The following is a 23,528-nucleotide window of genomic DNA, read 5'->3' as shown; positions in this document are numbered from 1 at the left end:
GGTCGTGAGACACGGGGCGGCGGTCGACGTTCGGGATTCGCCGCGACGTGGCGTCGGAAACATCCGTCCGCCACGTCGGCGCGCGAGGGCAGGGCGCGTCAGTCCACCACGCGGCAGAACACGGCCTTCAGGTAGCGCGATTCCTGCACCTGCGCCAGCCACGGATGGTCCGCGCCGGCGCCGGCGACCTTGAGCACCTGCACGGTGCGGCCGGAGTAGTACGCGGCGCGCCGCAGCATGTCGAGGAACTGGTCCTCGCTGACCAGGCCGGTGCACGAGAACGTCGCGAACAGGCCGCCGGGCTTCACCACGCCCAGCGCCAGCTTGTTCATGTCGAGGTACTTCTTGAGCGCCGGGATGACCTGCTCGCGATCGCGCGTCATCTTCGCCGGATCGAGGATCACCACGTCGTACCGGTCGCCGCGCAGGCCGGCGTCGCGCAGCCACGGGAAGATGTCGGCCTGCACGAAGCGCGGGCGCACGTTGTTGAGCTTCGCGTTGCCCTTGGCGATCTCGATCACGTCGGCGTCGATGTCCACGCCGAGCACTTCGCTGGCGCCGCGCACGGCCGAATACACGGCGAAACCGCCGGTGTTGCAGCACAGGTCGAGCACCGTCTTGCCTTCGACCTGCTGCGACAGCCACTGCCGGTTCTCGCGCTGGTCGGCGAAGAAGCCGGTCTTGTGCGCGCCGGCGGGGTCGGCGCGGAACTTGATGCCGTATTCGGTGATGACGGCCGGCGGCACGGGCTCGGTACCGCGGAAATCGAACGACTCCTGCTTCTGCACGTGTTCGTCGGCGAAGCTGTAGAAGCGGCAGCCGGGGAACTGCGCCTTGAGCGCGTCGTAGACCCATTCGCGGTGGCGGAACATGCCGGCGCTGAAGAACTCCACCACCAGCAGGTCGCCGTAGCGGTCGACGACCAGGCCCGACAGGCCGTCGCCCTCGCTGTGCACCACGCGCCAGGCGTCGCTCACCTCATCCAGCCTGAGCACGTCGCGGCGCAGCGAGACGGCGTCGGCGATCTTGCGGGCGAACCAGCCGGCGTCGACGTCGATGTCCGGGTTGGTTTCGAGGATGCGCACGGCGATGCGCGAGTGGCCGTTGTAGAAACCGCGGCCGATCCAGTCGCCGTCCACGCCCAGCACGTCGACGATGGCGCCGGGTTTGGGCCGCTGGGCGGGCTTGTCGACGAGGCGCTGGAAGATCCAGGGGTGGGTGGATTTCCAGGCGTTCTTGAGGCGTACGGAGGGCAGGGGAGCGTTCATCGCGGCATTTTACGGGGTCGGGCTGCGCGCCCGCGTTTTCCGGGCCGATATTCCCGGCGCCTTCGTCGCGAGCCCCGGCAGGCGGGATCGCGGGATGCATTGGCCCACCGCGCCGGCCTTGTATTCGCGATCCGGCGGTTCAATGTCCATCGCATGCACCTGCCCACGCCCGAAGCGGTCCCCGACACCCCCGAGCAGCGCAGCGCGGACAAGCGCCGCTGGCTGCGGGCCTTCAACGCGAGCCTGGCGTTCGTGCTGGTGCTGCTGGCGATCTTCAGCGCGCAGCGGCATTTCGACGTGTCGGCCTGGACGGTGCAGCCGTGGTCGGTCGAGGGCCTGCGCGGCCTGCTCATGGCGCCGCTGCTGCACGGCTCGTTCGAACACGTCGCCGCCAACTCGATCGCGCTGCTGATGCTGGGCACGCTCGCCGGCGGGCTGTATCCGAAGGCGACGATCCGCGCGCTGCCGCTGCTGTGGCTGGGCTCGGGGCTGGGCGCGTGGTTGCTGGGCGATGAAGGCACGCGGCACCTCGGCGCGAGCGGCATCACGCATGGCCTGATGTTCCTGGTGTTCGTGCTGGGCCTGCTGCGCCGGGATCGTGCGTCGATCGCCGCCGCGATGCTCGCCTTCATGTTCTACGGCGGCATGCTGCTGACGATCCTTCCGCGCGAGCCGGGCGTGTCGTGGCAGGCGCACCTGGGCGGCGCGATCGCCAGCGTGATCGCGGCCTACCTGCTGCGCCGCACCGACCCGCTGCCGCCGCGCAAGCGTTACAGCTGGGAAGACGAGGAAGACGCCACCATCGCGCCGCTGTCGGACGAACTCGAACCACCGCCGCCGCGCGAGGTGCCGGTGCTGTGGAACCGGCCGGAACGCGACAACGGCGTCGTGCTGCGTTTCCCGCCACGTCGCGAGCCCTAGCCGCGACTCCCCGGGCGCCGTTAGAGTCGGCGCACCAGGGGAGATCACCATGAGCGAAAACCTTTACGCGCCGCCGGCCACGCCGGTGGTCGATACGCAGCGCGTCGCTGCGGCCGGCACCGAGTTCTTCGTCACCGGCACGACCAAGCTCGTGCTGCTGTACTTCGCGACGTTCGGCCTGTATCCGCTGTTCTGGTTCTACATGCACTGGGCCCGTTACAAGCGGTTCCGCCGGCAGCCGATGTGGCCGGTGGCGCGCGCGCTGTTCCCGATCTTCTTCGTGCGGCTGCTCGCCGACGAGATCGACGACCGGCTGCGCCGCGAGAACCAGCGCCACGCGTGGTCCCCCGGCGCCAATGCCGTCTGGTTCATCGTCTTGAGCATCGTGAGCACGATCGCGAGCCGCATCCCCGAAAGCGTGTCGCCCATGGCCAGCTGGTTGCCGGTGTTCCTGCTGCCGCCGACCGCCTGGTCGATGGTGAACATCCAGCGCGCGGCGAACCTGGCGTGCGGGGACAAGCTCGGCGCATTGAACGCACGCCTGGGCTGGGCGAACTGGTTGTGGCTTCTCGTCGGCGGCGTGCTGTGGCTGCTGGTGCTGGTGGGCGTTCTGCTGCCGGAATAACGGGCCGAACGGCATTTGGCGGGCCCGGGGTCGGGTGCTAGCGTCGCGGCTTCGCCTTCCATGGAACCGCCCATGCGCCGCATCGCGCTGCTCAGCCTTGCCCTGGCCCTCGCGGCCTGCCAGAACGCGACGCCGCCCGCGCCCGCATCGGCGCCGGTGAAGGACACCTACGACGCGAGCGCCAGCAGCGACGCGCGTCGCATCGAGGCCGACGTGCGCTTCCTCGCCGACGACCTGCTGGAAGGCCGCGAAGCCGGTACCCGCGGCTACGACCTGGCCTCGCTGTATGTCGCGCAGCGTTTCCGCGCGATCGGCCTGGCGCCAGCGGGCGATGACGGCAGCTACTTCCAGCGCGTGCCGATGCTGCGCGGCGTGCTGCAGGCCGACGGCAATGCCTTCGCGATCGCGCGCGGCGGCGGCGAGCAGGCGCTGAAGTTCCCCGACGATTTCCTTCCCGGCATCAATTTCAACGAAGCCCAGGCCAGCGTGGACGCGCCGGCGGTGTTCGTTGGGCAGGGCGTGCATGCGCCCGAGCTGGGGCACGACGACTTCGCCGGCGTGGACGTGAAGGGCAAGATCGCCGTGATGTTCAACGGCGCGCCGGCGAAGTTCGACAACGATCGCCGCGCGTTCTATTCCTCGCGCCGCACGAAGGCCGAGGAACTCGTGCGCCGAGGCGCCGTCGGCGTGGTCGTGGTGATGACCGACGATGAAGCCAGGCAGTGGCCGCGCCTGTCCGCGAACTGGAACCGCCCGGGCATGCGCCTGCGCGGCGAAGACGGCAAGGGCATCGATACGTGGCCGGAACTGCGCGGCAGCGCGATCGTGTCCGCCGACAAGGCCGATGCCGTGCTGGCCACCGGCACGCACACCGCGAAGCAGCTGTTCCAGGAGCTCCGCGACGGCAAGCTGCGCGCGTTCGACCTCCCCGGCACGCTGCGCCTGGCCTCGCACACGCAGATCACGCCGGTGGATTCGCGCAACGTCGTCGCCCGCCTCGCGGGCGGCGATCCGAAGCGGTCGGGCGAACACGTCGTCTTCAGCGCGCACCTGGACCACGTCGGCATCGGTGCGCCGGTGAAGGGCGATGCGATCTACAACGGCGCGCTCGACAACGCGATGGGCATCGCGGTGATGCTCGAGGCGGCGAACCGGCTGGCGCACGAGAACGGCCCGACCAAGCGTTCGCTGCTGTTCGTGGCGGTGACGGCCGAGGAGAAGGGCCTGCTCGGCGCCGAGTGGTTCGCGCGCCATCCGACGGTGCCGGCCGCCTCGATGGTCGCCAACGTCAACATGGACATGCCGATGCTGCTGGCGCCGACGTCCGACGTGGTGCCGATCGGGCTGGAGCATTCGACGCTGCAGCCCCTCGTGCAACAGGCGGCGAAGGAGATCGGCGTGTCGCTGTCGAAGGATCCGTCGCCGGAGGAAGTGGTCTTCGTGCGCAGCGACCAGTACGCGTTCATCCGCGCCGGCGTGCCGGCGGTATATCTGGATGGCGGCTACACCGGCGTGAACGGCGATGCGAAGGCGGTGCAGGAGGCGTTCCTCGCCGAGCGCTACCACCAGCCGGGCGACGACCTCTCGCAACCGATCCACTGGCCCGACGCGGCGCGGCTGGCGAAACTCAACGCGCGCATCGGGCGGCTGATCGCGGATTCGCCGCAGCGGCCGCAGTGGAACGCGGGCGATTTCTTCGGCGAGAAGTTCGGCCGGAAGGAAGCCGCGCGCTGAGGTTCTTTCCGCTTGGCTTGCCCGGCGGGATCGCGAAGATCGCGCCCCAGGACAACGCAACGGGGTAAACGATGAAAACGCTGGGCCTGATCGGCGGGATGAGCTGGGAATCGACCGTCCCGTATTACCGGATCGTCAACCAGACGGTGAAGGAGCGCCTCGGCGGGCTGCATTCGGCGCGCCTGCTTCTGTACAGCGTGGATTTCGCGCAGATCGAGAAGCTCCAGCATGCCGGCGACTGGGACGGCGCGGGCGAGGTGCTGGCCGATGCGGCGCGGTCGCTGAAGGCTGGCGGCGCGGAACTGCTGGTGATCTGCACCAACACGATGCACAAGGTCGCCGGCGCGGTCGAGGCGGCGAGCGGCCTGCCGCTGCTGCACATCGCCGATGCGACGGGCGCGGCGATCCGCGCGCACGGCATCGGGCGCATCGGCCTGCTCGGCACGCGATTCACGATGGAGCAGGACTTCTATCGGCAGCGGCTCGTCGAGCGCCACGGGCTTGAAGTGCTGGTTCCGGAGCCCGACGAGCGCGACATCGTGCATCGGGTGATCTACGACGAGCTGTGCCAGGGCGTGATCCGCGAGGCCTCGCGCGCGCAGTACCGCCGCGTGATGGACGCGCTGGTGGCGCGCGGTGCGCAGGGAATCATCCTGGGCTGCACGGAGATCGGCCTGCTGGTGGGCGAGGGCGACGCGAACGTGCCGCTGTTCGACACGACGGCGCTGCATGCGCGCGCGGCGGCGCTGGCGGCGCTGGGTGACGGCGCTTGAGGTGATTGGCTTTCGGCCGCCGGAGCGCGCACCACGCGCGGCACGTTAGCCCCTCTCCCCTCGGGAGAGGGGTTGGGGTGAGGGGTAACGGAGCGAAGGCTTCGAACTTCCGATGCATGACCGCGCTGCGCTGTTGCTTCCGCGCGTCACCTCGTCAAAGGCCGATGCAGACCGCGAGCTAAACGCACGCATCGACTGCTCGCCCGCAATGACCTCCCGCCCATGTCACGCCACATCGCACGGCTACACTCGGCGCTTTCCGACGCGAATCCAGGATCCCCATGACGCAGTGGTATTTCGTTTCCGCCGGTAGTTCGCAACGCATCGGCCCGCTCGACCCCACCGCGGCGCGCAACCATGCCCGCCAGCATCCGGACGACCTGTGCTGGCGCGAAGGCCTGTCCGGCTGGCAGGCGGTTCGTTCCGTGCCGGAATTCGCCGAAGCCACCGGCGTGCAGCCCGTGCACCTGCCGCCGCCGACGCCGTCGGCCGCATCGCGCAGCAGCGACGACATCGATTTCCGCATCGTCGGCAACGACATGCAGTTCGTCGAGGTCGAACTCGATCCGGGCGAAAGCGCGATCTCCGAAGCCGGCGCGCTTATGTACAAGGACGCCGTCGTGCAGATGGACACGGTCTTCGGCGACGGCCGGCAGTCGGGGCAGGGCGGCGGCGGCCTGATGGACAAGATCTTCTCCGCCGGCAAGCGCGTGCTCACGGGCGAAAGCCTGTTCACCACGGTGTTCACGCACACGGGCACGGGCAAGGCGCGCGTGGCGTTCGCCGCGCCGTATCCGGGCACGGTGCTGGCGATGAAGCTCGACGAGCACGGCGGCCGCCTGATCTGCCAGAAGGACAGCTTCCTGGCCGGCGCGCGCGGCGTGTCGGTCGGCGTCGCGTTCCAGAAGCGCATCCTCACCGGCCTGTTCGGCGGCGAGGGTTTCATCATGCAGAAGCTGGAAGGCGACGGCTGGGTGTTCGTGCACGCGGGCGGCACGGTGATCGAGCGCGAATTGCGCGCCGGCGAGCGCCTGGACGTCGATACCGGCTGCGTGATGGCCTACCACGACACCGTGCAGATGGACGTGCGGGCAGTCGGCGGCATCAAGAGCATGATGTTCGGCGGCGAGGGCATGTTCCTCGCGACGCTGACCGGCCCGGGCAAGGTGTGGCTGCAGTCGCTGCCGTTCTCGCGCATGGCCGGTCGCATGCTGGCCGCGGCGCCTCAGGGCGGCGGGCAGGCGCGCGGCGAAGGCTCGGTGCTTGGTGGGCTCGGCCGCATCCTCGACGGCGACAACGCGTTCTGACGTCCTGACGAAGAAGCCCGGCGTGTCCAGGCGGCGTTATCCCGCCTGGATGTCTCCCGCGTGCGCGCCGTGCCGCCTCTGTCCGCCCATGTATCCTGCGCCGCTGATCGCTTCCACTTCCGCCTCGTGTCCATGAAACCGTTCCGTTCGCTGCGCCCTTTCCTGCTCGCTTCCTTCGCTGTGCTGCTGGGCGCCTGCGGCGGCGGCGAGGCCGTGAAGCCGACTCCGCCGCCGGCCGTCGTCGCGCCCACCGCACCTGCGCCGAAGATCCGCATCGGCATCGCGCTCGGCGGCGGCGCGGCGAAGGGTTTCGCGCACATCGGCGTGATCAAGATGCTCGAAGCCAACGGCTTCCAGCCCGTGGTCGTCTCCGGCACCAGCGCGGGCAGCGTGGTTGGCGCGCTCTACGCCAGCGGCATGGACGCCTTCGCGATGCAGAAGACGGCGTTCTCGCTGGACGAGGCGGAGATCCGCGACGTCAGCCTGTTCTCCGGCGGCGTGGTGAAAGGCCAGAAGCTGCAGGATTACGTGAACCAGCTGGTCGGCGGAAAGACGATCGAGCGCATGCGCATGCCGTTCGCGGCGGTGGCGACCAACCTGGAAACCGGCGACCGCACCGTGTTCGTGCGCGGCAACACCGGCCAGGCGGTGCGCGCGTCCAGCAGCATCCCCGGCGTGTTCGAGCCGGTGGCGATCGGCAAGTTCCACTACGTCGACGGCGGCGTCGTAAGTCCGGTGCCGGTCGACGCGGCGCGCCAGCTCGGCGCGGATTTCGTCATCGCGGTCGACATCTCCAGCAAGGCCAGCGGCAAGAACCCGGGCAGCATGCTGGGCAACGTCAACCAGTCGATCACGATCATGGGCCAGAAGCTTGGCGCACAGGAACTGGCGCGCGCCGACGTGGTGATCCGCCCGAGCGTGAACGAGATCGGCCCGGCGGACTTCGAGCAGCGCAACAACGCGATCATGGAAGGCGAACGCGCCGCGCTGGCGGCCATGCCGCAGATCCGCGCGAAGGTCGCGCAATGGCAGAAGGCGCGCCAGGACGAGGCGATCGCCGCACGTCGCGCGGCGGATGCGAAGGCCGAGCAGGCGAAGCTGCGCGCATTCTGTGAGGAGGAAGACCGCAAGTGGATGTCGAAGCTGCGCCGCGCTCCGCAGTGCAAGGCGCTGGCGGAGCAGGGGGTTTTGTCGCGGTAACCCTCAACCTGCTCGCTCTAGCTCCTCTCCCGCCAGCGGGAGAGGAGTTGGGGTGAGGGCAAGTGCAGCGCACAAACAAAAGCCCAGTGCAGCGATGCACTGGGCTTTTTTCGTATTCAAGCTCCGTTGCCCTCACCCCGACCCTCTCCCGTGGACGGGAGAGGGGATAAAGCACAGGGACTTACGTCGCCTCAGTCGCCGCCACTAGCGGCGCCGTACGCCGCGGCCGGCTCGGGAACGCGTGCCGCACGATGCGCCACACCACCTGGCCGAACTGCTTCGGCAGCGAGCCGGTGTTGTAGTGCTGGCCGTAGCGCTTGCAGATCTCGCGCACTTCCACCGCCATCGCGGCGTAGCGGTTGGCCGGCACGTCCGGATAGAAGTGGTGCTCGATCTGGTGGCTCAGGTTGCCCGACAGCACGTCGATCAGCCAACCGCCGCTGATGTTCGACGAGCCGCGCAGCTGGCGCAGGTACCAGTGGCCGCGCGATTCGTTGCGCACGCATTCCTTGGGGAACGTCTCGGCTTCGGCGGTGAAATGGCCGCAGAAGATGATCGTGTACGTCCACAGGTTGCGGATGATGTTCGCCACGACGTTGCCCAGCAGCACCGGCAGGAAGAACGGGCCGGCCAGCGCGGGGAACACGATGTAATCCTTCACGATCTGCCGCGCCATCTTGCGGCCGACCGGCTTGAACATGCGCCACATCTGGCGGTTCGACACCTTGCCGTGGATCCAGCGGCCGAGCTTGAGGTTCTGGATCGCCACGCCCCACTCGAACAGCAGCGCGAACACGACCGCGATCACCGGCTGCATCAGGTAGTACGCGCGCCAGCGCTGCTCCGGGAAGATGCGCAGCAGGCCGTAGCCGATGTCGTCATCGAGCCCGCGCACGTTGGTGTAGGTGTGGTGGCGGAAGTTGTGCGTGTGGCGCCAGTTGTCGGCGGTGCCGACGATGTCCCACTCGTACGTCTTGCCGTCCAGGTGCGGGTCGCGCATCCAGTCGTACTGGCCATGGATGACGTTGTGGCCCAGCTCCATGTTCTCGAGGATCTTCGACAGGCCCAGCAGCAGCGCGCCGAGCACGCACGCCGGCCACAGCAGCACCGGCGCGAACAGCAGCGAGAACGCGCCCAGGTACAGCAGGCCGCGACCGGCGACCTCGGTCCAGCGGACCCACGCGACGATCGAGCGGATGTAGTCGGCGTCGCGCTGGCCGAGCGTGGCGACGGTGCGCTTGCGTAGCGCGTCGAGTTCCTCGCCGAAGCGGTCGAGTTCTGCAGGGGAAAGTGCGCGGTTGCGGAACGTCATGTCGGTGCGGCTCAACTCACAGATCCAGTTCGATGTCGCCCGCGGCGGCGCTGATGCACAGGCGCAGCGCGGAGGACGGTTCGGTGCGGACCTCGCCATTGGTGAGGTCGCGCGTGGCGCCGGCGGACTTGCCGCATGCGCAGGTATTGCAGATGCCCATGCGGCAGCCGGACGCGGGCTTGATGCCCTGCGCTTCCAGCGCCGTGAGCAGCGACTGCCCGCGCGGCACGGTCAGCGTGCGGCCGCTGCGTTGCAGGGTGACGACGGCCTCGCCCGTGTCTTCGAACGAGCGCGCCGGCGGCGTGAACGCTTCGGCGTGGAAGCTGCGCGCGTTGCCGTCCAGCAGCGCGCGCGCCGTATCGACGAAGCCCGACGGGCCGCAGGCGTAGACGCGTCGCTGCGAGGCGTCGGGGACGAGCGCGGCGAGTTGCGCGGCATCGAGGCGACCGGCCGGTGCGGTGTCCGACGCGTCGGTTTCGCGCGTGAGAAGGCAATGCACGGCGAAGTCCGGATGCGCGTCGGCCAGCGCCAGGAGTTCGTCGGCGAAGCACAGCTCCTCGCGCGTGCGTGCCCAGTACAGCAGCGTCACCGGCGCGGGCATGCCGCGCGATGCGTGTTCGCGCACCAGCGCCATCAGCGGCGTGATGCCGCTGCCGGCCGCGAGCAGCAGCCAGCCGGCGTCATGGGTTTGCGGCCAGGTCATCTCGCCGAACGCCGGGCCGATGTGCAGCACATCGCCGACGCAGGCGCTATCGAACAGCCAGGTGCTGAGCTTGCCGCCGTCGACGCGCTTGACGGTGATCGCCAGCAGGCCGTCGGCGCGCGGTGCGGCGCTGAGGCTGTAGCTGCGCGTGACCGACGCGCCGTCGATCTCGGCGCTGACGTTGACGTGCTGGCCGGCGCGGAAGCCGCGCCAGTGGCGGTTCGGACGCAACACCAGCGTGATCGCGTCGCGCGATTCGGCGCGTCGCTCGACGATGCGCGCGAGCGGGCGATCCCAGGTCCAGGTGCGGTCGAGGCGCTGCGCCCAGAAGTCGAACACGCTCGGGGCGACGCAGGCATGGAGCAGGCGCCGCAGACCGCGCGGGCGCTTGTGGGAACGGAGAACGGCACTCATGGCGATGCACTATACAGGCATGCGCACAGATGTGTATACGACTGTATATTAAATCCCCGATATGATGCCGGACCGATCGCCGCCGTGCCCGCCGCCTTGAGCCCAACCACCCACATTCCCGCCGATTCCGAGCACATCGCGGGTCGAAAGTCGGCGATCTCGCGCGAAGACCTGCTGGCGGCGGCGCTCAAGCTCATCGGCCCGCATCGCAGCGTCTCCACGCTGAGCCTGCGCGAGGTGGCGCGCGAGGCGGGCATCGCTCCGAACAGCTTCTACCGCCAGTTCCGCGACATGGACGAATTGGCGGTGGCACTGATCGATCTTGCCGGCCTTTCGTTGCAGAAGATCATCGACGCCGCCCGGGTTCGCGCGGCGATCGACCGCAGCGCCGTGCGCGGCGCGGTCGAGGCCTTCATGGAACAGCTGCGCGCCGACGACCAGCTGCTGCACGTGCTCCTGCGCGAGGGCACCGCCGGGTCTGACGCCTTCAAGCACGCCGTCGACCGCCAGCTGAGCTTCTTCGAGGAAGAGCTGCGCATCAGCCTCATCCAGATCAACGCCGCTCAGGGCGTGACCCTGCGCGAGCCGGCGCTGGTGGCCAAGGCGATCACGCGCCTGGTCTTCGCGATGGGTGCCACCGCCGTGGACCTGCCGCGTGAAAAGGACCCCGAACTGGTCCGTCAGCTTACGCTGATGGTGCGCATGATCATCGCGGGATCCCGGACGTTGGCCGAAGAAGCCCGCAGTTTGCGCGGCCAAGGCTGACTCAGCGCCCGGGCAGCGGCATTCCGCCGAAGGCCTTCACCGTCCTCAGCACGAAACTGGAATTGACGTCGGCGACGCCTGCCTGCGTCAGCAGCCGATCGAGCAGGAAGCGCGAGAAATGCTCCAGGTCCTGCACGACGATCTGCAGCAGGTAATCCATGTCGCCGGTCAGCGCGTGGCAGGCGACGACCTCGCCCCACTGGTTCACAAAGCCGACAAAAGCGGCGATCGCGTCGGCATCGTGCCGGGAAAGTTGCACGCGGACGAAGGCCTGCAGCCCGAGGCCGAGCCGCTCGGGATCCACTTCGGCCCGGTAGCCGGCAATCACGCCTTCCCGCTCCAACCGCTGCACGCGGCGCAGGCACGCGGACGCGGACAGATGGACGCGCTCGGCCAGCTCGGCGTTGGTCAGCCGGCCTTCGCGCTGGAGTTCCGCGAGCACGAGCAGGTCGGTGCGATCGAGTTCGACGGCGGGCATGGATTGCGCTTCGTGGCAGATTGACGCAAGGATCTTGCGTCAAAGGGCGGTTAGCGCGCAACAACGCAAGCCCATTGCGCCGGGGGATCGCTACAGTCGAAGTTCGACCAGGAGCAGCGAATGAATCTCGGCACCCCCAACCGCGTGGAACACCAGCTCACAGACAAGGGCTACGTGCCGGTGTATACGACGGCGGTGGTCGAGCAGCCCTGGGCCAAGTACAGCGCCACCGACCACGAGGTCTGGAGCACGCTGTTCAAGCGCCAGCGAGAAATTCTCGTGGGTCGGGCGAGCGACGAATTCCTGCGCACGCAGGAAGCGATGGGCATGACGCCCGACCGCATCCCGAAGTACGACGACCTCAACCGCATGCTGCGCAAGGCGACGGGCTGGGAGCTCGTCGGCGTCGAGGGCCTGCTGCCGGAGCTGACCTTCTTCGATCACCTCGCCAACCGGCGCTTCCCGGTGACGTGGTGGATCCGCAAGCCCGAGCAGCTGGACTACCTCGCCGAGCCGGACCTGTTCCACGACCTGTTCGGCCACGTGCCGCTGCTGATGAATCCCGTCTTCGCCGACTACATGCAGGCCTACGGCCGCGGTGGCGTGAAGGCGCACGGCATCGGCCCGGACGCGCTGGTGAACCTCACGCGACTGTACTGGTACACGGTGGAATTCGGCCTGATCAAACAGGACGACGGCCTGCGCATCTACGGCAGCGGCATCGTGTCGTCCAAGGGCGAGTCGATCCACTGCCTCGACAGCGCTGCGCCGAACCGCATCGGCTTCGACCTCGAACGCATCATGCGCACGCAGTACCGCATCGACACGTTCCAGAAGACGTACTTCGTCATCGACAGCTACGAGCAGCTGATGGAAGCCACGCGTCCGGACTTCACGCCGATCTATGCGTCGCTGGCGAAGCTCGACTCGATTCCCGCCGGCCACGTGCTGGACACCGACACGGTGTTCAACCGCGGCACGGGCGAGGGGTGGGCTGCGGGTGGGGATGTTTGAGGTAAAGCGCCCGCACGCTTGAGCCATACGCATTCGAAGCCTCCAGCGCCGAAGAACTCTCGCGCTTGAGGCCACTGCCGCTTCCGCATGCCTATGCCGTCATCCCCGCGAAGGCGGGGATCCAACTCCCACAGGCGTCAACCTTCGACAAAACGTGACACGGCGGATTGATGGATTCCCGCCTTCGCGGGAATGACGGTGCTGTAGTTCGCCTTGGCGGGAGTGCCCGAACACCAGGTGCCTGGGTCCCGGCTTTCGCCGGGATGACGGGGCAGGTGGGCGACGAAGGGGCCTGCGACTACGGCCGCGCCAACGCCTCCATCCCGCGCCGGATGCCCACGCTCGCCTGTCGCTCCTGCGCGCTGAGCAGCTGCTTCGCCAGCGATCGCGCGGCGACGCGCAGCTCCGGCACCGCGGTGATTTCCCACAACTGCGCGCGAAGCAACGGCCCCAGCGCGTACAGGCCGCGCACCGGCGCACCGCTGCCGTCCAGCGCTTCGAAACGCGGCGATGCCTCGATGCCGAGCCCCAGCGGGTCGGCGGTGATCAGGCCCGAATCGCGAAGCTGCGCGATCAACGGATGGCTCGTGCGATCGACGTCGGTGTCGAACCCCGTCGCCCGCACCACCACGTCGAACTCCTCGCGACTGGCATGCGCGAATCCGCGCTCGCGGATCAGCACCTCGACGCCTTCGCCGGTACGCCGCGCGCGCAGCAGGCGACCGGCACGTACACGCAGACGGCCGCGCACGCGCATCTCCTCGAGTTCGCGCGACAACGTCGGCGCCAGGCGATGCCGCAACACTTCCCAGTGCGAACGCAGGTGTCGCAGGAACTGCGTGCGCCGCTGCGTCGGCAGGTCGCGCCAGAAACCTTGCAGATAGGGACGCAGCGCATCGATGAGGCTGCGCCAGTCGGGGACGATCGGCGTCAGCGCGCGCAGCGCACGCACCAGTTCGCGCAGGTCGTGCGTGTTGATCGCATGCAGCACCGTCGGCGGGAGGGCGATGGGCGCGGCCGGCTCGTCGGTATGCGATTGCGGCAGCAGCCCGTGTCGCGACAACGCGGTGATCGGCCCGCGATGACCGCGGCGATGCAGCGTCGCGACGACATCGGCCATCGTCAGGCCGGTGCCGATGATGAGCACGCGCTGGTTCGGCGCGATGTGGTCGATGGCGCCGATGCCGTCCAGCCCGTTCTGCCACGGCCACGCGATGTAGCTGGGATGCACCGCCAGCCGCGGCCCGATGCCCGCCAGCGGCTGCGGCGGCAGCGCGCCGACGGTGAGCACGACGCGATCGCTGACGAAATCCGAACCGTCGGCCAGGTGCACGCGGAACGCCGGGCCTTCGCGGTCGATCGCGATGGCCTCCTGCGCGATGCGGTTGAAGCCGGCCAGCGACAGCTGCGCGGCGGCGTTCAGGCGCGAATGCAGGTATTCGCCGTAGACCAGGCGCGGGAGGAAGGTCGTGCGCGCGCGCTCGGTGAGGTTGAGCCAGTCGGCGAACTCGCCGGGGTGGTCGGCGGTGGCGCCCAGGTCGCGCGCACGCACGTTGAGCAGGTGCTCCGGGCGCGCTTCGCCGTAGGCGACGCCGCGACCGAAGCTTTCCGGCACGCCGACGAGTTGGATGTCCACGTCCGACGACGCCGCGCGTGCGAGTTCGGTGGCCAGTGCGCAGCCGCTGAAACCGGCGCCGATGATGCTGATCCGCATGTCGTGTACTCCGGGGTCGTCGTGCGCCTATTGGTAGGCGATCGCCGGACGGCGGAAGTAAACGGTGGGTTACGCGCGGGCGCTTTTCACGCAACGGTTCGTCAGTGCGTCATAACGCAACGGAATCTGGCCTTCACGCGCGCTGCGGCTGCGCGGCGGGCCGGGCGACCGGGCGCGGCTTCCAGCGACGATCCAGGATGACCTTGGCGACTAGCGCCACGGCGATCGGCCCGAACCACGACAGGTAATGCAGCACCGTTCCGTTCACCGACGGCAGCAGGCGCGGCAGGCCGATGCCGAGGAACGCGATGTGCGTGGCGATGCCGTTGCCGATCATCGCGGTGTAGTGCTGCGTCATCCACCAGCGCGGGGTCCTGGCGAATGTCGCCCGGCGCAGGCGGCGACGCAGCATGTCCAGACCGGTGAACAGTCCCACCGCGGAAAACCCCATCAGCAGCGGCGCGCCGGCCTTGATGCCCAGCGCGAGCACGCCCGCGCCCGAGGCCAGCGACAGCGCACCGAATGCGACGTACACCGGTCCGACGAAGCGCTCGGGCGCGGCCTTGTCGCGGATCGCGCGCCACGACACCCACACGCCGGTGCTGGTGATCACCACCAGGTACGCGAGGAACGCCGCCGTGACGACGTGGCCGTCTAGCCAGCGCGTGATCGCCATCGGCGCGCCGGTGATGACGATGCCGACCATCGCCAGCAGGTACACGCGACCCGTGTTGCGATGCGCCGGCGTACCCTTGCGCAGCAGGCCGGCGGTCCAGAAGGCGACGAGGGCGACGGCGCCCACGAGGACGTGCACGGCGACAAGCATCTGGTAGGCGGTCATGGCGGCGGCTCTTTCGCGTAGGTGTCGATGGGGACACACGATGCGCCCGGCTCGCCCGCGGCCTCAGTGCCTGCCGTCATCGCAACGACCTGCCGGAAGTCACTTTCGACGCCCGATGCATTGCGCGCCTCGCCGCGGCGGCCGCAGCATGTGCCCATGGACGAACGAATGCGCTCGCTGCTCCAGCCCCTCAACCTCGCCGGCCTCTTCACGCTGGTGGCCGTCGGCATGGCCTTCCGCTGGATGCCCGCCTACCTGCTGCCGTGGGCCATCGCGCTGCTGGCGCTGTACGCCGTCCTGATGCTGGCGGTGGACTTCCTGCCGCGCGTGGGCTGGTTTCGACCGGTCCAGCTGACGCTGATGCCGCTCATCGCGCTGACGCTGGTCTGGATCGACCCGAAGCCGTCGGTCGCGCCGGTGCTGCTGGTCGTGTGGACGGCGGTGATGGCGGCGGCGATGCCGCTGCGCATCACGGCGATGGCGGTGATCGCGGCCGACATCGCGTTCTGGTTCGTGCTGCGGGACGACGGCCACAGCGCGCCGCTCACGGTGGTGTTCATCCACGCCGGCTTCCAGCTCTTCGCCGCGTTGTGCGCGTGGTACGCGGTGAGCGCCGAGCGCGCCCGCGACCAGCTCGCGCGCGTCAACGCCGACCTGCTCGCCACGCGCGCGCTGCTGGCCGACAGCGCGCGCGACAACGAACGCCTGCGCGTGGCCCGCGAGCTGCACGATGTCGCCGGCCACAAGCTCACCGCGATGACCTTGAACCTGCGCGCGCTCGCGGCGGATCCGGCGTTCGCGGCGCGTCCGGAAATCGCCATCGCGCAGCAGCTTTCGACCGAACTGCTCAGCGACATCCGCGGCATCGTGCAGGCGATGCGCGACGATCGCGGGCTCGACCTCGGCACGGCGCTGCGCGCGCTCGCCGCGCCGATGCCGCGACCGTCGCTGCGGCTGCGCATCGCCGAGTCGGTGCGCGTCACCGACCCGGCCACCGCCGAAGCGGTGCTGCGCCTGGTGCAGGAAGCGTTGACCAACAGCGCGCGCCATGCCGATGCGGACATCGTGCAGGTGTCGCTGGACTGCGAGGGCGATCGCCTGCGCATTCGCGTGGAAGACGACGGCCAGCTGCGCGGCGCGATCCGCGAAGGCAACGGCTTGTCGGGCATGCGCGAACGCGTCGCCGCCGCGGGCGGAAACCTGGCATTCGGCCGCTCCGAACGCGGTTCGCTGCGCATCGACGCGAGCCTGCCCGCATGACGGCGCTTCGCATCGCGCTGGCCGACGACCAGGCCATCGTCCGCGCGGGATTGCGCGCGCTGCTCGAACGGCACGGCATCGTCACCGTGTTCGAGGCCAACGACGGCAACGAGTTGCTCGAGCGGCTGGCCGACACGCCGGTGGACGTGGTGCTCAGCGACATCCGCATGGCCGGCATGGACGGCATCGAAGCGCTGCGCCGCCTGCGCGAGCGCGGCGACGCGACGCCGGTGCTGCTGCTCACCACGTTCGACGAGAGCGAACTGCTGTTGCAGGCGACCGAGGCCGGCGCGCAGGGCTTCCTGCTGAAGGACGCGGCGCCGGAGGATCTTCGCGAGGCGATCGAACGCGTGGCGACGGGCGAAACGCTGCTGCAGCCGGTCAGTACCGACCCTGTGCGCGCGCGCTACCAGTACCACCAGCAGGAGGCGCCGCGCGAGCACTTCACCGAGCGCGAAGTCGCGATCCTGCGCCTGCTCGCCGGCGGCTATTCGAACAAGGAAATCGCGCGGGCGATGTTCCTGGCCGAAGGCACGGTGAAAAACTACGTGTCGGTGATCCTGGAGAAACTCGGCACGCGCGACCGCACGCGCGCGGTGCTGAAGGCGATCACGCTGCGGGTGATCTGAGGCCTGCGTTTGTAGCCCGGGTAAGGCCGCAGGCCGCACCCGGGAACGCGCGTCTTGCCCCGGGTGCGCTTCGCTTTCCCGGGGTGCAAAGGCGCTAGCGCGCCACCATCTTCACCGTCCAGAGCCCCAGCCCCGTCATCGCCAGCGACCCGAGCAGGTGCGCAGCGATGGTGCCGAAGGCCCACCCGTACGCCTGCTTCTGCAGCAGGTCGACCGTCTCGGCGGAGAAGGTCGAGAACGTGGTGAGCCCGCCCAGCATCCCGGTGATCACGAACAGCCGCCATTCCGGCGCCAGTTGCGGCGCCTGCGCGAAGCCGGCGACGGCCAGGCCGATCAGGTAGCCGCCGACGAGGTTCGCCGCCAACGTACCCATCGGCACCGCGTGGTGCGCGGGATTCAGCCACAGGCTCAGGCCCCAGCGTGCCCACGCGCCCAGCGCGGCGCCGGCGGCGATGGCGAGCAGGGCGAGGGGCATGCGCGATCTCCGGCGAAGTCCAGACGGGCAGGGTAAGCGGCCGCGCATCGCCGGGCCAGTCGCGGCAAAGAACCCGCATCGATCGGGAAAGCCGGCCTCGACCGGCGGGTCTAGACTGCGGCTTCCCCCGCCCGCCACGCTCCCGATGAACGACCGCATCCGCCACCCCGGCCTGCGCGACAAGCGCCTGTCCGCCGAGCACGCCGCCGCCCTGATCCAGCCCGGAATGACCGTCGCGATGAGCGGCTTCACCGGCGCGGGCTACCCGAAGGCGGTGCCGCAGGCGCTCGCGGCGCATATCGAACAGGCGCATGCACGCGGCGAGGACTTCCGCGTGAAGGTGATGACCGGCGCGTCCACGGCGCCGGAACTGGACGGCGTGCTCGCCCGCGCGCAGGGCATCGAGCTGCGCCTGCCGTACCAGTCCGACCCGCACCTGCGCGAGCGCATCAATGCGGGCGAGCTGCACTACATCGACATGCACCTGAGCCACGTCGCGCAGCACACGTGGTTCGGTTTCTTCGGCGCGGTCGATGTCGCGGTGATCGAAGTGACGGCCATCACCGAGGACGGCCACCTCGTGCCGTCCTCGTCGGTCGGCAACAACAAGACGTGGCTGGACCAGGCCGACCGCGTGATCCTGGAAGTGAACCGCTGGCAGCCCTCCGCGCTGGAAGGCATGCACGACGTCTACTACGGCACCGCGCTGCCGCCGAACCGCAAGCCGATTCCGCTGCTGCATCCGGACGACCGCATCGGCGAGCCGTGGCTGCGCTGCGACCCGTCCAAGGTGATCGCGGTGGTCGAGACCGACGCGCCGGATCGCAATTCTCCGTTCACGCCGCCGGACACGACCTCGCGCGAGATCGCCGCGCACCTGCTCGACTTCCTCGCGCACGAAGTCCGCCGCGGCCGCCTGCAGCCGCAGCTGCTGCCGCTGCAGTCGGGCGTGGGCAACATCACCAATGCGGTGCTCATGGGGCTGGGCGAAGCGGGTTATCGCGACCTCACCGCGTTCACCGAGGTCATCCAGGACGGGATGCTCGAACTGCTCAAGCGCGGCGTCGTGCGTGTGGCGTCGGCGACGTCGTTCTCGCTCAGCCCGGCGGCGATCGACGAATTCCTGGCGCACGTGGATTACTACCGCGAACGCATCGTGCTGCGCACGCAGGAGATCTCGAACCATCCCGAACTCGTGCGCCGACTTGGCTGCATCGCGATGAACGGCATGATCGAGGTCGACCTGTACGGCAACGTCAATTCGACGCACGTGGCCGGCACCAAGATCATGAATGGCATCGGCGGCAGCGGCGACTTCGCGCGCAATGCCTACCTGTCGGTCTTCATGTCGCCGAGCACGGCGAAGAACGGCGCGATCTCCTCCATCGTCCCGATGGCGAGCCACGTCGACCACACCGAGCACGACGTGATGGTGATCGTGACCGAACGCGGCATCGCCGACCTGCGCGGCCTGTCGCCGAAGCAGCGCGCGCAGCGGCTGATCGACCAGTGTGCCCATCCGGATTACGCACCGCTGCTGCAGGACTACTTCGACCGCGCATGCCGCGAGAGTTTCGGCAAGCACACGCCGCATCTGCTGGGCGAGGCGCTGTCGTGGCACGAGCGGTTCGTGGAAACGGGGTCGATGCGGCCCTAGGTTTTTTCGTCGTATCGAGCCGCACGACACTACGCCACCGCCGCTTTGGAGACCACCGTCATCCCGGCGAAAGCCGGGATGACAGCGGCGTTCGTCAGCTTCCCTGCACCGCCTTCATATACGCCGCCAAGCCCCGCTCGCGCGTCTCCACGAACGTCTCGCCCGTCGGCGCGTAATCGACGATGCGGTCCGGCCGGAAGTTGCGGAAGTCGCCGCGCAAACGGCACCACGCACCCAGCGTCCAGCTGCCGCCCCAGAAGGCCAGGCACAGCGGTTCGATCACGCGCTCGGTCGGTCGCGCGTCGTTGTCCCGGTAGTTCATGCGCAACACCAGCGCGCCGGTCACCGCCGCATGGAGATCGTCGATCAGGCCGCTGTTTTCCAGTCGCTCGACTTCCGGCGCGAAGATGCGCGTGCGATCGCTGCGGTCGCGCAGTTCCGGCGGAAGCACCGCCTCGATCTTCAACAACGCCGCCGCCGCTTCACGCCCCAGCCGGTTGCCGCCGAACGCGCGCACGAAGCGCGTGCCGACCACCAGGGCTTCGAGCTCGTCGGGCGTGAACATCAGCGGGGGGATGTCCGAACCCTTGCGCAGCAGGTAACCGACGCCGGCCTCGCCTTCGATCGGCACGCCGGAGCGCTGCAGGTCGGCGACGTCGCGATACACCGTTCGCAACGAAACGCCGAGCTCCTGCGCCAGGCGTTGCGCGGTGATGGCGGAACGGCGGCCACGCAGGGCATGGATCAGGAGGAAGAGGCGGTCGGCGCGGCGCATGCGCCATGATCGCGCGACGCCGTGCCGACCTCAACGGACCGCATCTGCACGCCGGCGTATGGCGCGACGGCGGTCACGCGCGCAACTCCGAGCGTGCCGTCGGCGACAGGCGCAGCCGTTGCGGCGGTTGCCTCAGTCCGTGCAGCAGCGATTGCGCGACCGCGTCGCGCCATGCCGCATCGGCCAGCAGCGCGGTCTCGTAGCGATGGTGCGCGTCGACGTCATCGAAACGCGCGAACCACACCAGCACCTGCTCGCCTTCGCGCACCGACAGGCGCGGATACGTGTTCGCGCTGCTTTCGGTGACGTACAGGCCGATCACCTCCGCGCCGGCTGCTTTCAGGCGCGGCGCGAGGTCGCGTTCGAAGCGTTCGAGGAAGCCCGCATCGGCCGGCGCGTCGAGCGCGCAGAGGCCCGCTTCGATCAGCCCGCCCGACGCGGGTGCATCCTGCGAGGACGGGCGCGGCGTCGCGGGCGTCGGAAGGCCGGAGCCCGCGCGCGCCGGACGCAGCAACAGCACGTCGTCGCTGTCGGCGATCGTTGCGTTGGCCGCTTCGCGATGACGCTTCCAGGTCGGCCCGCCGTAGAAGCCGTCCAGCGCTTCGGCGCGTACCGGCATGTCGGCGAATCCGCGCAGCCACACGAAGCGGTCCGGCGCGTCGAGGTCGCGGAACTGACCGATGACGTGCATGCCGACCGCTTCCTGCGATTCGATGAATTCGCGCTCGAACAGCGCGATGAGCTCGTCGCGTCGCGCGGGCTGCATCGCGTACTGGCGCAGTTCGATGACATGGTCGTCGTGCAGCGCGCGCCCGGCGTCGTCGATGCGGCGGAACCACATGTGCCAGTTCGTTTCCCATGTCGCGCCATCGTCGACGGAAAACGCCTGCTGCCAGTGCGCGGTGTTCGCGCTCGCCTGGCTCCAGCGGAAGCGCACGCGCACCGGCTGGCCTTCGTGTTCGTCCACGCCGAGGAACGTGCCCACGCGCTGGCCCTGCGCTTCGTCGGCGAAGGCGCCGGTCATCGGCGAATCGAGCACGCCGTCGTGGTTGCCGGCCCAGTAGATCGACCACTGCTTCGACTCCACGCCGAACAGGCGCAGCGTCATGCCGACGAATCGCTCGTCCGTGCCGGGACGCGTCCAGTCACTGATGAAATCGTCCACGTTGCCCAGGCCGCCGAGCAGCGGCAGGCAGCGCTGCGTGGCGTGGAAGATCTCCCAGTCGTTCGATCCGGCCAGGCGCTGCTTCAGGCGCTCGTTGCGGATGCTCCACTGGCCGTGGAGGAAGTCGAAATCGTGTCGGCCGTCGTGACCGGTCGGGGTCTGCATCGTGGGCGTCGCCTGCGTTCTTGAAAGTGCGCGCGCGCCGGCGCGCATCGGTGCGAGCCACGCGGTCTGCGCGATCGCCGCCAGTTGCAGGAACAGGCGCCGCTGCCGGCGCCAGGCCGGCTGGAGAACGAGGTCGAGGTCCATCGCGGTGATCCGGTCCAGCGTGCCGATCGCACGGTGTCAGGATCGGCCGGCGCTGCTGACAGGGTCCTGTCAGCAGCCGCGCTCAGGCGGCCGGGAAGAACACCGTGATCGCCAGGCCACGGCCGTCCAGCCCGTCCTCGACGTGGATGCGCGCGTGGTGCGTGCGCGCGATGCGCGCGACCAGCGACAGGCCGATGCCGCTGCCGCTGCTGCGCGGCGAACCGTCGCCGTGGGTGCCGCCGTTGGCACGATAGAAGCGGTGGAAGATCCGCTCGCGTTCGTCCTTCACCACGCCGGGGCCGTCGTCGGCGACGCACAGCGCGATGCCGCCGACGCCGTCGCGCACGTCGCGCCGGCAGATCACCTCGATGCGTCCGCCTTCGCCCGCGTAACGCACGGCGTTGTCGACGAGGTTGCGGATCAGGATGCCGAGCAGGTCGACGTCGCCGAGGATGCGGCCGTCTTCCGTGCGCAGGCCGATGCGCTGATGGCGTTCGCGCGCGAGCGTCTCGAAATCGCGCACGACCAGTACCAGCAGCGGCGCGATGTCGAGCGGCAGGAGGGTCGGTGCGACGGTCTGCGCGTCCAGGCGCGCGAGGTCCAGCAGCTGTTCCGACAGGCGCGCGGCGCGGGCGACGCCGGCACTCAGGCGTCGCAATGCGGTGTCGCGCTCCTCTTCGGTGGCGGCGCGGCGCGCAAGGTCCGCATGGGCGCTCAACACCGCCAGCGGCGTGCGCAGTTCGTGCGCGGCGTCGGCGATGAAGCGGCGTTCGTTCTGCACCGCCTGGTCCACGCGCGTGAGCTGGTCGTTGAAGGCATCGACCAGCGGGCTGAATTCGGTGGGCAGCCCCGGCGCCTGCAACGGCGTGAGATCCAGCGGCGGCCGCGCGCGCAACGCATCGCGCAGCGCGGCGACGGGTCGCAGCGATCGGCCGATCACGATCCACACCGTCAGCACGAACAGCACGAAGATCAATCCCGCGGCCAGCAGGCTCAGGCCGACCCAGCGCGCGATCTCGTTGGCGATCATTTCCTTGGACCGGCCGACCTGCACGATCAGGCCGCGCTTCGGATCGGACAGGCTGTACACGTGCCAGACCTGGCCGGCGATCTTGCGGCGCGCGAAGCCGTCGCGGAAATCGGGCTTGAGCGGTTCGTCCGGGGCGGCCACCGAGTACACGACATTGCGGCCGCCCGCCCACACCTGCCAGCTCATCTTGTGGTCGCGATGGCCCGCCGGCACGTCGGGACGTTCGCGCGGCGGCAGGCTTTGCAGGCCATCAGGCATGGACTCGAGGATCTGCGCGGCGACCTCACGCTGCGATTCGTCCCAGAAACCGTAGTGCGCGCGCGAGAGCTGCCACGCCTGGCAGCCGAGCCACACCAGCCACGCGACCAGCACGCATTTCACCGACACCCACGTCAGGCGCCAGCGCAGCGAACGCGCCTTCATGCCGACGCTCCGCCGCTCGCGACGCCATTGCTGATGCGGTATCCCTGCCCGTGCACGGTGACGATCAGCTGCTCGCCGAGCTTGCGTCGCAGCTGGTGCACGTACACCGCGATGGTGTTGCTTTCGATCGTGCCGGAGCTGCCGTACACCGCTTCCTCCAACTGCTCGCGCGTGACCACGCGGCCCTGGCGTTCCATCAACAGAAGCAGCGTTCGGAACTCGTGCGCGCTGAGCGACACGGCGGCCCCGTCGCGCGTGACCTCGCGCCGCGCGGGATCGAGCACGATGTTGTGCCAGCTCAGCACCGGCGACACGCGCCCCTGCGTGCGACGCATCACCGCGCGAAGGCGCGCGAAGAGTTCGTCGGGCTGGAAGGGCTTGACGATGTAGTCGTCGGCGCCGGCGTCCAGGCCGGCGATGCGGTCGCTGAGCTTGTCGCGCGCGGTGAGGATGATGACCGGCGTGGCGTCGTAGCGGCCGCGCAGGTACGACAGCACGGAAAGACCGGAACTGCCGGGAAGGCCGAGATCGAGCAGCACCGCGTCGAAGTCGTGTTCGACCAGCGCGGTGCGCGCCAGCGCGGCATCGCCGGCGGTGTCGACGCGGAAGCCGTGCGCGCGCAGCCCGGCGCACAGCGCCTCGGCGAGCATCGTGTCGTCTTCCACCAGCAGCAGGTTCATCGGGATACCGTGTTCTTCGCGGGGCGTTGCGGCCGGCAGTGTCGCCATCCGGGTTT

22 protein-coding genes are annotated in these 23,528 nt (G+C 69.2%); 11 read left to right on the top strand and 11 right to left on the bottom strand.

Annotated features, from left to right (window positions below):
- Window positions 1-98 precede the first annotated feature (98 nt).
- Window positions 99-1,268: a class I SAM-dependent rRNA methyltransferase gene (locus tag LA521A_RS00230; RefSeq protein WP_281780412.1), complete on the bottom strand. Its 1,170-nt coding sequence runs from the start codon at window positions 1,266-1,268 to the stop codon at window positions 99-101.
- Window positions 1,269-1,421: 153 nt separating this feature from the next.
- Here LA521A_RS00230 and LA521A_RS00225 point away from each other — a divergent pair, with 153 nt between their 5' ends.
- From LA521A_RS00225 to LA521A_RS00200, 6 genes are all read left to right on the top strand, one after another.
- Window positions 1,422-2,189 (top strand): rhomboid family intramembrane serine protease, encoded by a 768-nt coding sequence (locus LA521A_RS00225; RefSeq protein WP_281780411.1) that lies wholly within the window; start codon window positions 1,422-1,424, stop codon window positions 2,187-2,189.
- Window positions 2,190-2,238: 49 nt separating this feature from the next.
- A complete protein-coding gene (locus LA521A_RS00220) occupies window positions 2,239-2,814 on the top strand; it encodes a hypothetical protein (protein ID WP_281780410.1) in 576 nt (191 codons plus the stop codon).
- A 72-nt stretch (window positions 2,815-2,886) separates the two neighbouring features.
- Window positions 2,887-4,548 (top strand): M20/M25/M40 family metallo-hydrolase, encoded by a 1,662-nt coding sequence (locus LA521A_RS00215; protein ID WP_281780409.1) that lies wholly within the window; start codon window positions 2,887-2,889, stop codon window positions 4,546-4,548.
- 71 nt (window positions 4,549-4,619) lie between these two features.
- A complete protein-coding gene (locus tag LA521A_RS00210) occupies window positions 4,620-5,321 on the top strand; it encodes an aspartate/glutamate racemase family protein (RefSeq protein WP_281780408.1) in 702 nt (233 codons plus the stop codon).
- Window positions 5,322-5,602: 281 nt separating this feature from the next.
- Window positions 5,603-6,628 (top strand): TIGR00266 family protein, encoded by a 1,026-nt coding sequence (locus LA521A_RS00205; RefSeq protein WP_281780407.1) that lies wholly within the window; start codon window positions 5,603-5,605, stop codon window positions 6,626-6,628.
- A 132-nt stretch (window positions 6,629-6,760) separates the two neighbouring features.
- Window positions 6,761-7,828 (top strand): patatin-like phospholipase family protein, encoded by a 1,068-nt coding sequence (locus LA521A_RS00200; protein ID WP_281780406.1) that lies wholly within the window; start codon window positions 6,761-6,763, stop codon window positions 7,826-7,828.
- A 181-nt stretch (window positions 7,829-8,009) separates the two neighbouring features.
- On the opposite strand, the gene LA521A_RS00195 is transcribed toward LA521A_RS00200, so the two are convergent.
- Window positions 8,010-9,140: a fatty acid desaturase family protein gene (locus tag LA521A_RS00195; protein ID WP_281782144.1), complete on the bottom strand. Its 1,131-nt coding sequence runs from the start codon at window positions 9,138-9,140 to the stop codon at window positions 8,010-8,012.
- Between the two features lie 16 nt (window positions 9,141-9,156).
- The gene (locus LA521A_RS00190) at window positions 9,157-10,257 is read right to left on the bottom strand and encodes a ferredoxin reductase (protein ID WP_281780405.1); all 1,101 of its coding nucleotides are present in this window, start codon (window positions 10,255-10,257) and stop codon (window positions 9,157-9,159) included.
- Between the two features lie 114 nt (window positions 10,258-10,371).
- Here LA521A_RS00190 and fabR point away from each other — a divergent pair, with 114 nt between their 5' ends.
- Window positions 10,372-11,022 (top strand): HTH-type transcriptional repressor FabR, encoded by a 651-nt coding sequence (fabR, locus tag LA521A_RS00185; protein WP_281782143.1) that lies wholly within the window; start codon window positions 10,372-10,374, stop codon window positions 11,020-11,022.
- A 1-nt stretch (window position 11,023) separates the two neighbouring features.
- On the opposite strand, the gene LA521A_RS00180 is transcribed toward fabR, so the two are convergent.
- Window positions 11,024-11,500 carry an Lrp/AsnC family transcriptional regulator gene (locus tag LA521A_RS00180; protein WP_281780404.1) on the bottom strand — a complete coding sequence of 159 codons (477 nt, stop codon included), beginning with the start codon at window positions 11,498-11,500 and terminating at the stop codon, window positions 11,024-11,026.
- Window positions 11,501-11,620: 120 nt separating this feature from the next.
- Here LA521A_RS00180 and phhA point away from each other — a divergent pair, with 120 nt between their 5' ends.
- Window positions 11,621-12,514 (top strand): phenylalanine 4-monooxygenase, encoded by an 894-nt coding sequence (gene phhA / locus LA521A_RS00175; protein WP_281780403.1) that lies wholly within the window; start codon window positions 11,621-11,623, stop codon window positions 12,512-12,514.
- A gap of 298 nt (window positions 12,515-12,812) precedes the next feature.
- Here the strand turns inward: phhA and LA521A_RS00170 are convergent, their stop codons facing one another.
- Together LA521A_RS00170 and LA521A_RS00165 are read right to left on the bottom strand one after the other, a co-directional pair.
- Entirely contained in the window at window positions 12,813-14,228 is a 1,416-nt protein-coding gene (locus LA521A_RS00170; protein ID WP_281780402.1) for an FAD/NAD(P)-binding protein, read from the bottom strand.
- A 133-nt stretch (window positions 14,229-14,361) separates the two neighbouring features.
- Window positions 14,362-15,069, bottom strand: a complete 708-nt coding sequence (locus LA521A_RS00165) for a DUF2306 domain-containing protein (protein ID WP_281780401.1) — start codon at window positions 15,067-15,069, stop codon at window positions 14,362-14,364.
- 156 nt (window positions 15,070-15,225) lie between these two features.
- Between LA521A_RS00165 and LA521A_RS00160 the strand changes: the two genes are divergently transcribed.
- Together LA521A_RS00160 and LA521A_RS00155 are read left to right on the top strand one after the other, a co-directional pair.
- A complete protein-coding gene (locus LA521A_RS00160) occupies window positions 15,226-16,329 on the top strand; it encodes a sensor histidine kinase (RefSeq protein WP_281780400.1) in 1,104 nt (367 codons plus the stop codon).
- Entirely contained in the window at window positions 16,326-16,958 is a 633-nt protein-coding gene (locus tag LA521A_RS00155) for a response regulator transcription factor (protein ID WP_281780399.1), read from the top strand. Before LA521A_RS00160 ends, LA521A_RS00155 begins: the two co-directional genes overlap by 4 nt.
- Window positions 16,959-17,052: 94 nt before the next feature.
- Here LA521A_RS00155 and crcB read toward each other — a convergent pair whose 3' ends face one another.
- Entirely contained in the window at window positions 17,053-17,433 is a 381-nt protein-coding gene (gene crcB, locus LA521A_RS00150) for a fluoride efflux transporter CrcB (RefSeq protein ID WP_281780398.1), read from the bottom strand.
- Between the two features lie 145 nt (window positions 17,434-17,578).
- Here crcB and scpC point away from each other — a divergent pair, with 145 nt between their 5' ends.
- On the top strand, window positions 17,579-19,090 hold the full coding sequence (gene scpC / locus LA521A_RS00145; protein WP_281780397.1) for a succinyl-CoA:acetate CoA-transferase ScpC: 1,512 nt from the start codon (window positions 17,579-17,581) through the stop codon (window positions 19,088-19,090).
- Between the two features lie 94 nt (window positions 19,091-19,184).
- On the opposite strand, the gene LA521A_RS00140 is transcribed toward scpC, so the two are convergent.
- The 4 genes from LA521A_RS00140 to LA521A_RS00125 all read right to left on the bottom strand — a co-directional run bounded on the left by LA521A_RS00140 (window position 19,185) and on the right by LA521A_RS00125 (window position 23,472).
- Window positions 19,185-19,865, bottom strand: coding sequence for a helix-turn-helix transcriptional regulator (locus LA521A_RS00140; RefSeq protein WP_281780396.1), 681 nt, complete (start codon window positions 19,863-19,865; stop codon window positions 19,185-19,187).
- Between the two features lie 73 nt (window positions 19,866-19,938).
- A complete protein-coding gene (locus tag LA521A_RS00135) occupies window positions 19,939-21,339 on the bottom strand; it encodes an NIPSNAP family protein (protein WP_281780395.1) in 1,401 nt (466 codons plus the stop codon).
- A gap of 82 nt (window positions 21,340-21,421) precedes the next feature.
- On the bottom strand, window positions 21,422-22,792 hold the full coding sequence (locus LA521A_RS00130; protein ID WP_281780394.1) for a sensor histidine kinase: 1,371 nt from the start codon (window positions 22,790-22,792) through the stop codon (window positions 21,422-21,424).
- Window positions 22,789-23,472 carry a response regulator transcription factor gene (locus LA521A_RS00125; RefSeq protein WP_281780393.1) on the bottom strand — a complete coding sequence of 228 codons (684 nt, stop codon included), beginning with the start codon at window positions 23,470-23,472 and terminating at the stop codon, window positions 22,789-22,791. Before LA521A_RS00125 ends, LA521A_RS00130 begins: the two co-directional genes overlap by 4 nt.
- Window positions 23,473-23,528 lie beyond the last annotated feature (56 nt).

The sequence above is a fragment of the Lysobacter auxotrophicus genome, from assembly GCF_027924565.1.
In the GTDB taxonomy this organism is placed as follows: domain Bacteria; phylum Pseudomonadota; class Gammaproteobacteria; order Xanthomonadales; family Xanthomonadaceae; genus Lysobacter_J; species Lysobacter_J auxotrophicus.
This window is presented reverse-complemented; position numbering and strand designations above follow the sequence as displayed.

Coding starts and splice junctions, on each gene's coding strand:
- LA521A_RS00230 (WP_281780412.1), bottom strand. CDS start 1,268: ATGAACGCTCCCCTGCCCTCCGTACGCCTCAAGAACGCCTGGAAATCC.
- LA521A_RS00225 (WP_281780411.1), top strand. CDS start 1,422: ATGCACCTGCCCACGCCCGAAGCGGTCCCCGACACCCCCGAGCAGCGC.
- LA521A_RS00220 (WP_281780410.1), top strand. CDS start 2,239: ATGAGCGAAAACCTTTACGCGCCGCCGGCCACGCCGGTGGTCGATACG.
- LA521A_RS00215 (WP_281780409.1), top strand. CDS start 2,887: ATGCGCCGCATCGCGCTGCTCAGCCTTGCCCTGGCCCTCGCGGCCTGC.
- LA521A_RS00210 (WP_281780408.1), top strand. CDS start 4,620: ATGAAAACGCTGGGCCTGATCGGCGGGATGAGCTGGGAATCGACCGTC.
- LA521A_RS00205 (WP_281780407.1), top strand. CDS start 5,603: ATGACGCAGTGGTATTTCGTTTCCGCCGGTAGTTCGCAACGCATCGGC.
- LA521A_RS00200 (WP_281780406.1), top strand. CDS start 6,761: ATGAAACCGTTCCGTTCGCTGCGCCCTTTCCTGCTCGCTTCCTTCGCT.
- LA521A_RS00195 (WP_281782144.1), bottom strand. CDS start 9,140: ATGACGTTCCGCAACCGCGCACTTTCCCCTGCAGAACTCGACCGCTTC.
- LA521A_RS00190 (WP_281780405.1), bottom strand. CDS start 10,257: ATGAGTGCCGTTCTCCGTTCCCACAAGCGCCCGCGCGGTCTGCGGCGC.
- LA521A_RS00180 (WP_281780404.1), bottom strand. CDS start 11,500: ATGCCCGCCGTCGAACTCGATCGCACCGACCTGCTCGTGCTCGCGGAA.
- phhA (WP_281780403.1), top strand. CDS start 11,621: ATGAATCTCGGCACCCCCAACCGCGTGGAACACCAGCTCACAGACAAG.
- LA521A_RS00170 (WP_281780402.1), bottom strand. CDS start 14,228: ATGCGGATCAGCATCATCGGCGCCGGTTTCAGCGGCTGCGCACTGGCC.
- LA521A_RS00165 (WP_281780401.1), bottom strand. CDS start 15,069: ATGACCGCCTACCAGATGCTTGTCGCCGTGCACGTCCTCGTGGGCGCC.
- LA521A_RS00160 (WP_281780400.1), top strand. CDS start 15,226: ATGGACGAACGAATGCGCTCGCTGCTCCAGCCCCTCAACCTCGCCGGC.
- LA521A_RS00155 (WP_281780399.1), top strand. CDS start 16,326: ATGACGGCGCTTCGCATCGCGCTGGCCGACGACCAGGCCATCGTCCGC.
- crcB (WP_281780398.1), bottom strand. CDS start 17,433: ATGCCCCTCGCCCTGCTCGCCATCGCCGCCGGCGCCGCGCTGGGCGCG.
- scpC (WP_281780397.1), top strand. CDS start 17,579: ATGAACGACCGCATCCGCCACCCCGGCCTGCGCGACAAGCGCCTGTCC.
- LA521A_RS00140 (WP_281780396.1), bottom strand. CDS start 19,865: ATGCGCCGCGCCGACCGCCTCTTCCTCCTGATCCATGCCCTGCGTGGC.
- LA521A_RS00135 (WP_281780395.1), bottom strand. CDS start 21,339: ATGGACCTCGACCTCGTTCTCCAGCCGGCCTGGCGCCGGCAGCGGCGC.
- LA521A_RS00130 (WP_281780394.1), bottom strand. CDS start 22,792: ATGAAGGCGCGTTCGCTGCGCTGGCGCCTGACGTGGGTGTCGGTGAAA.
- LA521A_RS00125 (WP_281780393.1), bottom strand. CDS start 23,472: ATGAACCTGCTGCTGGTGGAAGACGACACGATGCTCGCCGAGGCGCTG.